Genomic DNA, 9,021 nt, shown 5'->3' with positions numbered 1-9,021 from the left:
GCCACTTATTTTTCAACCGTTTTCAAAGTGGAAATAAACTTTTCACTTCAGCCAAACTTTTTGTTCAAAGTCACTTCCTCCGGTGTTTCAAAACCGGCGGTCTGAACCGCGTATCCCGATACGGATATCCGCAGCTTCGTATATTATAAAAGCCACCGATTGTCTGAAACTATGACTGCTTCTGCAGCCTGATCATATGGAAGCTCTTATCGCAGAGCACGGCCTTAAGCATGCCGGACTCCACCCTGGCATTTTCCACCGTAACAGGAACCACATTCTCCGGATTTTCTTCCGTATTTTCCGCCTTCACATCCGCATGGGTGAGCACCCTGTGCTCCGTCACCTGATAGCCTTCAAACTGGCGCAGGTCACAGGTAAACTCCATGGAATCCTCCAGATCCTTATTGACTGCGAATACGGTCAGGCTCTCATCCTCCCCGTTCATCACACAGACCGCATCCAGATAGGGCGCATCTGCGTGTCTGCTCTCATATACGGGGGAATCCACGACGGTGTTTAAGACCTCACCGCGGCCGTAATTGCTGATCATCTCAAACGGATAGTAAATAGTCTGAGCCCAGGCGCCGCTGTCGCTGGTCATGATCGGCGCGATCACGTTGACCAGCTGTGCGAGACATGCCACCTTCACGCGGTCCGCATGATGCAGCATCGTGATCATCATGCCGGCAACCAGCAACGCATCCTCAAAGTTATAGATATCCTCCAGCTGATGCGGCGCTTTGCACCAGCGCTCCAATTTCCGGTCCTGCTCATGGGAATGGTACCATACGTTCCACTCGTCAAAGGAGAGATGGATGGACTTGTTCTTTCTCTTTTTAGCTTTCACCGCATCACAGATGGAAATCACAGAAGAAATGAATTTGTCCATCGCCACGGTATTGGCCAGAAATTCCGGCGTGTTGTTTTCCGCATTAGCGTAATACTGATGCAGGGAAAGATAGTCCACCTGGTCATAGCATTCGGAAAGCACCGTGTCCTCCCAGGTGCCGAAGGTGTCCATGGTGAGCGATGAGCTTCCGCATGCCACCAGTTCGATTGAAGGATCCACCATTTTCATAATTCGGCCGGCTTCCGCCGCGATCCTGCCGTATTCGGCGGCTGTCTTATGGCCCATCTGCCAGGGGCCGTCCATCTCGTTGCCAAGGCACCACAGCTTGATATCATGGGGATTTTCATAGCCGTGGGATCTTCTTAAATCGCTGTAATAGCTGCCGCCCTTTAAGTTGCAGTATTCCACGATGTTTTTAGCGTCTTCCACGCCTCTGGTACCCAGATTCACCGCCATCATCGGCTCTGTCTTCGCCTTATCCGCCCAGTCCATAAACTCATTGAGGCCGAACTGGTTGGTCTCGATCACATTCCAGGCCAGATCGATCTTCTCCGGGCGGGCGCTCTTAGGGCCCACGCCGTCCTCCCAGTGATAGCCGGACACAAAGTTACCGCCCGGATACCGCACCACCGGGACATTCAGCCTGGATATGAGGCCGATCACGTCCCTGCGGAATCCCTGCTCATCACAGAGCGGGCTGCCCGGCTGATAAATGCCTCCATAAACCGCGCGTCCCAAGTGTTCTATAAAGGAGCCGTAGATGCGCTTATCCACCTCTCCCACTGTAAAATGTCTGTCGATAAATATTTTCGCTTCTTTCATCGCCGTTTCCTCCATCGTTTGTTACTGCCAACCATTATAACGGTACCTGGCAAAGAATGAAACTGCTTTTTTTCCAGTATATTTGATATTTCTTCCGGCATACGCCTACTGCACTTGCGGCAGAGCGCTTACATCTTCCGGGACCTCCACCATATACAGGTTGCAGTAGCCGCTCACATTGCTGTTATAAAGCACCTGCTTTCCGTCCGCAGTAAAGCGGGGATGCGGATGATGGCTGCCGAAGAAGAAACTGCCGTCATGCATGGCGAGCACCCGGGCATTGTCAAAGCTGCTGCCGTTATAGCGGTACAGCTTGATGGATTTTCCGGAATCGCTGACAATCAGATGAAAATCGTTGGAATGCACATGGTCAGGGCTCGGAAGCGGCACGCACTTCGCCTCCTGCATACCGGTACCGTCATAATTTACCACTCCGAAATAGGACCCATCGTTTGGCTTATGTACCTGATATCCTACCCGCAGGCCATCCGCATACCAGTATTCATGGCCGATCTTCTCTCCCTTTTCGGCACGCTCTCTGATCTTTACAGGAGTCCCCTTTTCGGTGTCGAGAAGCCAGATCCGATGATCCACCATTTCCCAGTTGCCCTCATGACAGAAGGTAAGCAGATTGGGCTGGGTGGGAGAAGGATTGACATGGCCGATCCAGCAGTTCTCCTGCCACAGAGTCTCTGCCTCCCCGGTATCCACATTCACCCGGAATACGCGGCAGTCCGGTTTCGCCTCAAAAATCTCTCTCATGCCGATATAGCTGGCGGTCAAATCCGCGTAGATACGGCCGGACAGATCCTCCATCAGTACGCCGTAGATATACTGTCCGTCGGCCCCCACCAGTCCGCAGCTGGCGTTAAAGCCTTCCGGCGGGGTGTAAAGAGGCCTTGTCTCAAGCGTCTCCAGGTTCAGGGCGCGCACCTCCCGGCCCGCCGAATAATACACCTCCGGCCGTTTCGGATTCACATCGTTGGTAAAATGCACCTTCTGCCTGCTGCCCGGTTCAAAACAGGTCAGCTGGCTGATCTCTCCGCTCCCGATGTGTATGCTGAACAGATTGGTGACATTTTCCCGGTCGGATGTAAATAAAAGTCTTTGGTTGCCGTCGTACCACCCGCTATTTGTAAAATAGGTGTGATAGCTGTGGCCAAGATAACCTGTCAGCTGTGTTACGGTGGCTCCGGATATACGGTCCTTATAGCTTCTTTTCTCAGACGGATATGTCTTGTACGGTTTCATTGCGGTTTCCTCCATAAGATAACTGCCTGTTTTTTGCTACTCTTCTATTATACAGCAGAAAACAGATACTTCAATAAAATAACAGAAAATGATACACGGATTTGCCGGTGCCTGCGCTACCATTTTGGAATAAATAATGTTATAATAAGTTTATTTAGCGGGTACTCTGAAAGGCGGGATTCATTATGAGGATTGGGGTTAATTATCAGCTGAAGTATTCCACACCGGAAGACTGGATCGCATGTCTGCGGTCTCTCGGGGTCTGCGCGGCCGTTTCTCCGGTACAGCCCGGTGCGGACACGGATACGGTGGCCGCCTATAATAGGGCGGCAGAAGAAAACGGTATACTGATCGGGGAAGTGGGCATCCTTGGTACACGTGCTTAGGCTCTGCTCTGAGCTGGATCATGAAGTCACCCTGTTTCTGGAACATATGCCGGAACTTTCCCAGTATATAACCGGACTTTCCAATATACGGAAGAAAGCAGTAGAAGCCGGGGTCACGCTTATGTAGGCACGGCGCTCATGCCGCTGCAGCACGGCAGTTTTAAACTGATACAAAATACACAATAATAGGAGGTTTTACTATGATACCAGCATCCATAGATCTTACCAAAACTACGCAAATTGGTTTTTTAACCCATAGTATCGTGGAAACCACAAAGAAATGGGCCGAATATCTTCATACCGAAGTGCCGGAGATCATAACCTCTGCGGAATACGAGCTGACAAAGACAGTATACCGCGGCAGGCCCTGTTATGCACGGATCTATCAGTCCTTCTTTCAGTTGGACAACATACAGATTGAACTGATACAGCCTGTGGATGATCAGCCTTCCATCTGGCGCGAATGCCTGGATCAGAATGGGGAAGGGCTCCACCATATCGCATTTTTATGCACCAATATGGCTGAGATGATTAAGGCCTACGAGGATGAAGGCATGATACTGCTCCAAAAAGGCGAATATAAGGGCGGCCGTTATGCCTATCTGGACGACCGCCGCAATACGAAACTCATTATTGAACTGCTGGAGAATGACGAAAGGCCCTAAGCTTTTCATACAATACCTGGCGGCCGCCTTCTTCCATCAGGGTTTTCAGGCGTTCACTGTAAACCTGCGCTGCAAAGCCTTCCGGTGCCATAATGCAGTCACGGATCAGTTTTTGTGTGTTATAGTCGATTTTATCCTTATAAATAATTGCTGATTCGATGATGCGGTCTATGTAGGGAGGGCTCCATTTCCCCTCCCCAACCGCCATCTTCTGAGACAGCAGGTATTGCTTTGCGATGCGGGGCTCCTTCCAAATCTCTACTGTGTAGCGATTGGCCGCTGCTGCGTTTTCTCCGGTCAGACACGGATCATCCAATAAAAACATATCCAGATCCGTAACATCAATTCTGCTTTTGTAATTATAATAACTGTCTATAGGTACCATTACATCATCTTCGTTGTATTCCCAGTGTTCTCCTTCAATTCCGTGCTGCAGCATGATGTGAGCCTCATCTCCAAGACACCACTCCAAATATGCCAGTGCAGCCGGGATATCTCCGCAGTCGGACGATACCATCACATATGCCGCAATCGGACTGTATTTTTGGTAGAGCGCAGGAGAACCATCCGCCTGACAGATCTCTACAGGCCAGATTTCCGCCTCCGAATCCACATCATACAGCTCTGTCAGATATCCTCCTTTATTCAGATACATCCACTGGGCCGCACTCCAGAATCCGCATTCGCCTGCGGCGATGCTCTCTCCCAGACCGTTGTCTGTTATACTGTAATAATCCGGCCTGATCAGCCCTCTCCTGTAGCACTCATTCAAAAACAGAAAGGCGTTCTCATCCCCATCCATGCCGATCAGATAATTGCCAACGAGCATGGCACGGTCCTGCTCTTTAACTATGGATTCAGGCTTAATAAATGCGCCTTCTATAGGCTGTATACCCGTATAACTCTCCACAAGCCCATATGGGTACTGACAGAAACCTGCATCTTTCATTCTTATCATCACTTCCATCAGTTCATCGGGTGTCAATGATGAGACGCCGTTTCGCACAGGCAGTTCTATTCCCAGACATTCCAGCCAGTCTTTTCTAATATAAGAGCAAAACATCGCGGTCAGGCTGCGTATGCCATTCACCGCATATTGACCGCCGTTTACCCGGCCATATTTTAAAATCTCCTCTCCAAGCTGTTCCTGCAGGAATGCACCTGCCCCGTTCATATACCCGCTAAGATCCGCGGCGGCTCCGCTCTTAACAAGGTTTAGAAAATCATCGGTCTCATACGTAAAGAAAATATCTATTTTATTCCTTGTAAGCTCTGCCAGCTCACTTGCGTCCGCCTCACGCGGTATCGATGCGAATTCTATCTCTATACCCAGTTCTTCCCATACTTTCTTCTTTATCATCTCAGTCCATCGGTTATCCGTTAAAGTCCCATACTCCGGTGTGCGAATTGTTCCCCGGTCATAAACAGCAACAGTAATATGGGGCGGCGACTGGCCGCTGCCCGAATCATCCTGTCCGGTTTTACTCTGGCAGCCGGTTGCTGTGCATAGAATGATCATCAGTATAGCACATATAATGTGCCTGATCCCTGTCATAATTATCCTCTCTCCTGTCCTAGTATACCAAATAACTATACTTTTTACTGAGCATATCTGTTAATATATTTCCGCAATATGTACACTTACTCTAATTATAGCTACTGAGCCGCCTTCAATATTTCCTGTGCATTATCCAAAAACTGTATTTCCGCCTTCTTTGTATAATCATAAGCCATTTTCTCATTTTCCGGTCACTTCCCGATTATGCGGCTGTACGATTAGCTCACTGGGCAATATCCCATAGTAGCGCTTAAACACCTGTCCGAAATATCTGGGATTACTCTCAAATCCCACCTGGGAAGCGATATCCTTGATATTATCGCTGCGATAAGTGAGTATGAGCCTTCTGGCCTTTTCCATGCGCATCCGATTCAGATAATCAGAAAAGCGCTCACCCTCCTTTTTTATAAACAGCTGGCTTAGATACTGCACATTCATAAACAAATAATTTTCCGCCAGCCATTTTAATGACAGGTTTTCATCACTTATATGTGAGTTTACATAGGACTTGATCATATCCACAACTGACCTCTTTTCTTCCGGACGCATACTGCCCACAGCCATACGAAAGCACATCTCCCGTACCTCCCCGACTTTCCTGCAGGCCCTAAGGCTGCGAAAAAAGTCGCAGGCAATCTCCATCGCTTCTTCAGAATCATCTGAATTAAGCTTCAGATATAGCCCCATAGTAAAATTTTTGGCAGCTTCCGTATCCGTAGAAAATTGAGAAAACATTCCTTCCAGTATTTCCTGAATTCTCTTCGGTTCCAGATACAGAATTTCCTCTCTTAAGCGCTCCAGTTTCCACGGTGAAGTGAGGTCATTGGATATCACGCTTGACTCTCCGGCCTCATCCAGCAGTAAAATTCTATTGAATCTGGATATTCTTCCAAATATCATATTCCATAGCGCCTCTTCCGCATCCTGAACAAACTCCACTGTAAAAGACACCAGCTGCCCTCGGTATCTAAGTGACTCCAGGTTTCCGGCCAGTTGTTTGCATAATGTCACGGATGGAATATTCAGGACCAGCACAACCGTATTCTTCACATAGACTGCCGGAAATTCCATTTCTATCCCATATTTATTGAGAATTCTCCTGATATCCTTATGAGCTTCCGCAAGAAACCGTTCTTCTACATAATTGCAGATACAGGCATGGAGAATTTCCCCGCGGAATTTGAGGCGTTCTCTGTATTTCTGGTATACCGCATGGAATTCTCTGCACTGCAGCCCTTCATAAAGATAACTTTCCTCTACGGTTGTCCGTAAATCCCCGAGCATCTTTCTCTGTTCACTAAGCATCCTCTGACGTGCCTCCTCCTTTTCCTTTCGGCATCGTACAAGCACTTCCATGAGCTGATCGCGGTCCGTAGGCTTAAGCAGATAATCCCGCACACCGAATTTCATGGCCTGTCTCGCATATTCAAACTCATCATATCCAGAAAGGATCACAAACCGCAGATTCGGATCCAGCTTTACCGCACGTTCAATCAAACCCAGCCCATCCAGTATGGGCATACGAATGTCAGTGATCACCACATCCGGGTATTCGTCACAAATCATACCGTATGCTTCCATCCCGTTTTGGGCAATTCCGACCAGCTCATATCCGATAGAACTGTAATCGATCATATGCGCCAGCGCATTCCTGATGATCTCTTCATCATCTGCTACTATTACACGCACCGTTCTCCTCCTTCCTTTGATGCGGGATTGTCAGTATTACCGCCGCCATTCCATTTTCGTTGATCGCACGCAGCCCGCATTCTCCGCCATAGAGCAGCTTCAGACGTTGTTCTATATTGAGCAGCCCGATGCCGGTGCCCTGGCTCTCCAGTTCGCCTGTTCCAAGCTTTTCCAACACATTTTCAGCAAATGCTGAACCTGTATTGGATACCTTTACTAACAGCATCTTCCCACTTCTGTGAATATCCACCCGAATCATGCAGACATCCATACTGCATTCCAGAGAGTATTTTACCGCATTTTCCACCAGAGGCTGAATGCACAGCTTCGGAATCAGGTATTGCTGCACCCCATCTTCGAGCCATGTACAAAAATCCAACCGATCTTTGTACCGTATCTTTTGTATCTGTATATAGCTGTCCAAATACTCCAGCTCGCTTTGAACACTTATCAGCTCATCCGTATTGTTAGCGGACGCACGATACAGTTTTGCCAGCGCTTTCACCATAGTGGAAATCTCCTCACTGCCGCTTCCCAGCGCCATCCAGTTAATGGTATCCAACGTGTTGTACAAAAAATGCGGATTGATCTGCTGGCGCAGCATTTTAATAGTAGTATCCCGAAGCAATATCTGCTTGTCATAATTTTCATCTCGAAGGATCTTAACGCTGTGAGTCATCTCATGAAATGTTCGATGAAGCTGGCCGATTTCATCCTGTCTCTCACGGTAAACCGCCTCCGGATATCGTGAAAGTTCCTGCCCCTGACCATAGGCGTGAATCTTGCGGATCAGGAGTTCCAAATGTCCGAATATATTCACCAATACACGGCGGGTAATCAGAAGAAACAATAATACCGACAGCGCAGATGCGGCAATCATAATCATTTTCACTGTGCTTAGATGATAAAACAAGCTGTTATAGTCCAGGAGATAAACATATTTCCAGCCTTCAATGAACAGCTCTCCGGACAGGACGAACATTCTCTTTCCTCCCGCGATGCGCAATATCTGATAAGTACCATGCGATTTTTCCCAGATATTCCGGTAATCCGTTCCGTCTCCCTCCAGTTCTCCGGAAACCAGGCGTCCGTGTTCATCCATCAGTATCAGTATCCCCCGGTCATCCTCGTCCGGTATATCCTGCATGGAATCCTGAATCATCGCATCAAGATCTGCAATTAAGTATACCGCACCCAAATCCGTAAATTTAAGGTATTTCCTCTGCCGTATCATTCGGGCACAAGCTATGGTGTCTCTGCTGTCTTCCTGTGCAAGCCACATCGCATCGCCGTTTCTGACGGACAGATCATCTACAATACACAATCGCTTTTCAGAATCCAGGTCGGCTCCGTATCCCATGTTGACCACACAGCTGTTAACGAACAAAGAAATGGACAGAATATATTCATTGTTATCATAGTATGGATAGAGCGCATCATAAGCTTGTCCCCTGGCCCTGCTGTCCATGTGCTCCATATCCGGTGCGCCAAGTACAATCATATTTTCCTGGACATCCATATCTGCTGCAATATCTCCTGCCAGGCGGCTGATATCATTAAGCCTCCGGTTCAGATCACCGATTGTCTGCTTAAGGCCGGTTTCAGCAAGGCGGTACATATTGTCATCGTAGCTTCTGATCAGGTAGTGCAGGCTTGTAAAGAAAGAAAAGCTGATGGCGGCAACCAAAATCACCACAATCACCAGCATTTTTTTTGCCAGTTTCTGGTTCAAAAAATAACCCTTCCATGCTTTCATCCGTCTCCCCCAAAACGTGCTTTTAGCTGAGGACGGATACATTC

The 9,021-nt window shown here is 48.2% G+C and carries 7 protein-coding genes; 2 read left to right on the top strand and 5 right to left on the bottom strand.

Going from position 1 to position 9,021, the window contains the following annotated elements:
• Positions 1-169 precede the first annotated feature (169 nt).
• Both arfA and DWZ56_RS16485 read right to left on the bottom strand, forming a co-directional pair.
• Positions 170-1,672, bottom strand: a complete 1,503-nt coding sequence (arfA, locus tag DWZ56_RS16490; protein WP_118557700.1) for an arabinosylfuranosidase ArfA — start codon at positions 1,670-1,672, stop codon at positions 170-172.
• 105 nt (positions 1,673-1,777) lie between these two features.
• Positions 1,778-2,923 carry an oligogalacturonate lyase family protein gene (locus tag DWZ56_RS16485; protein ID WP_158584639.1) on the bottom strand — a complete coding sequence of 382 codons (1,146 nt, stop codon included), beginning with the start codon at positions 2,921-2,923 and terminating at the stop codon, positions 1,778-1,780.
• 185 nt (positions 2,924-3,108) lie between these two features.
• Here DWZ56_RS16485 and DWZ56_RS16480 point away from each other — a divergent pair, with 185 nt between their 5' ends.
• Positions 3,109-3,309 carry a hypothetical protein gene (locus tag DWZ56_RS16480; protein WP_118557698.1) on the top strand — a complete coding sequence of 67 codons (201 nt, stop codon included), beginning with the start codon at positions 3,109-3,111 and terminating at the stop codon, positions 3,307-3,309.
• A gap of 200 nt (positions 3,310-3,509) precedes the next feature.
• Complete coding sequence (locus tag DWZ56_RS16475) at positions 3,510-3,974, top strand: VOC family protein (protein ID WP_118557697.1); 465 nt, start codon at positions 3,510-3,512, stop codon at positions 3,972-3,974.
• Here the strand turns inward: DWZ56_RS16475 and DWZ56_RS16470 are convergent.
• The 3 genes from DWZ56_RS16470 to DWZ56_RS16460 form a co-directional block, all read right to left on the bottom strand.
• Positions 3,940-5,529: a hypothetical protein gene (locus tag DWZ56_RS16470; protein WP_118557696.1), complete on the bottom strand. Its 1,590-nt coding sequence runs from the start codon at positions 5,527-5,529 to the stop codon at positions 3,940-3,942. The two genes, DWZ56_RS16475 and DWZ56_RS16470, sit on opposite strands and share 35 nt — an antisense overlap.
• 183 nt (positions 5,530-5,712) lie before the next feature.
• Positions 5,713-7,221 (bottom strand): response regulator transcription factor, encoded by a 1,509-nt coding sequence (locus DWZ56_RS16465; protein WP_147369438.1) that lies wholly within the window; start codon positions 7,219-7,221, stop codon positions 5,713-5,715.
• Positions 7,199-8,977, bottom strand: coding sequence for a sensor histidine kinase (locus DWZ56_RS16460; protein ID WP_158584638.1), 1,779 nt, complete (start codon positions 8,975-8,977; stop codon positions 7,199-7,201). The genes DWZ56_RS16465 and DWZ56_RS16460 overlap by 23 nt, the downstream gene beginning before the upstream one ends.
• Positions 8,978-9,021: the final 44 nt, after the last annotated feature.

Origin of the sequence: Lachnotalea sp. AF33-28 (genome assembly GCF_003477885.1) — a bacterium.
Lineage (GTDB): Bacteria > Bacillota > Clostridia > Lachnospirales > Lachnospiraceae > AF33-28.
The sequence above is the reverse complement of the archived record's forward strand: the minus strand, read 5'-3'. Positions and strand labels throughout refer to the sequence as shown.

Excerpts from the sequence above, each read along its gene's own strand:
- arfA (WP_118557700.1), bottom strand. The coding sequence starts at position 1,672 with ATGAAAGAAGCGAAAATATTTATCGACAGACATTTTACAGTGGGAGAG.
- DWZ56_RS16485 (WP_158584639.1), bottom strand. The coding sequence starts at position 2,923 with ATGAAACCGTACAAGACATATCCGTCTGAGAAAAGAAGCTATAAGGAC.
- DWZ56_RS16480 (WP_118557698.1), top strand. The coding sequence starts at position 3,109 with ATGAGGATTGGGGTTAATTATCAGCTGAAGTATTCCACACCGGAAGAC.
- DWZ56_RS16475 (WP_118557697.1), top strand. The coding sequence starts at position 3,510 with ATGATACCAGCATCCATAGATCTTACCAAAACTACGCAAATTGGTTTT.
- DWZ56_RS16470 (WP_118557696.1), bottom strand. The coding sequence starts at position 5,529 with ATGACAGGGATCAGGCACATTATATGTGCTATACTGATGATCATTCTA.
- DWZ56_RS16460 (WP_158584638.1), bottom strand. The coding sequence starts at position 8,977 with ATGAAAGCATGGAAGGGTTATTTTTTGAACCAGAAACTGGCAAAAAAA.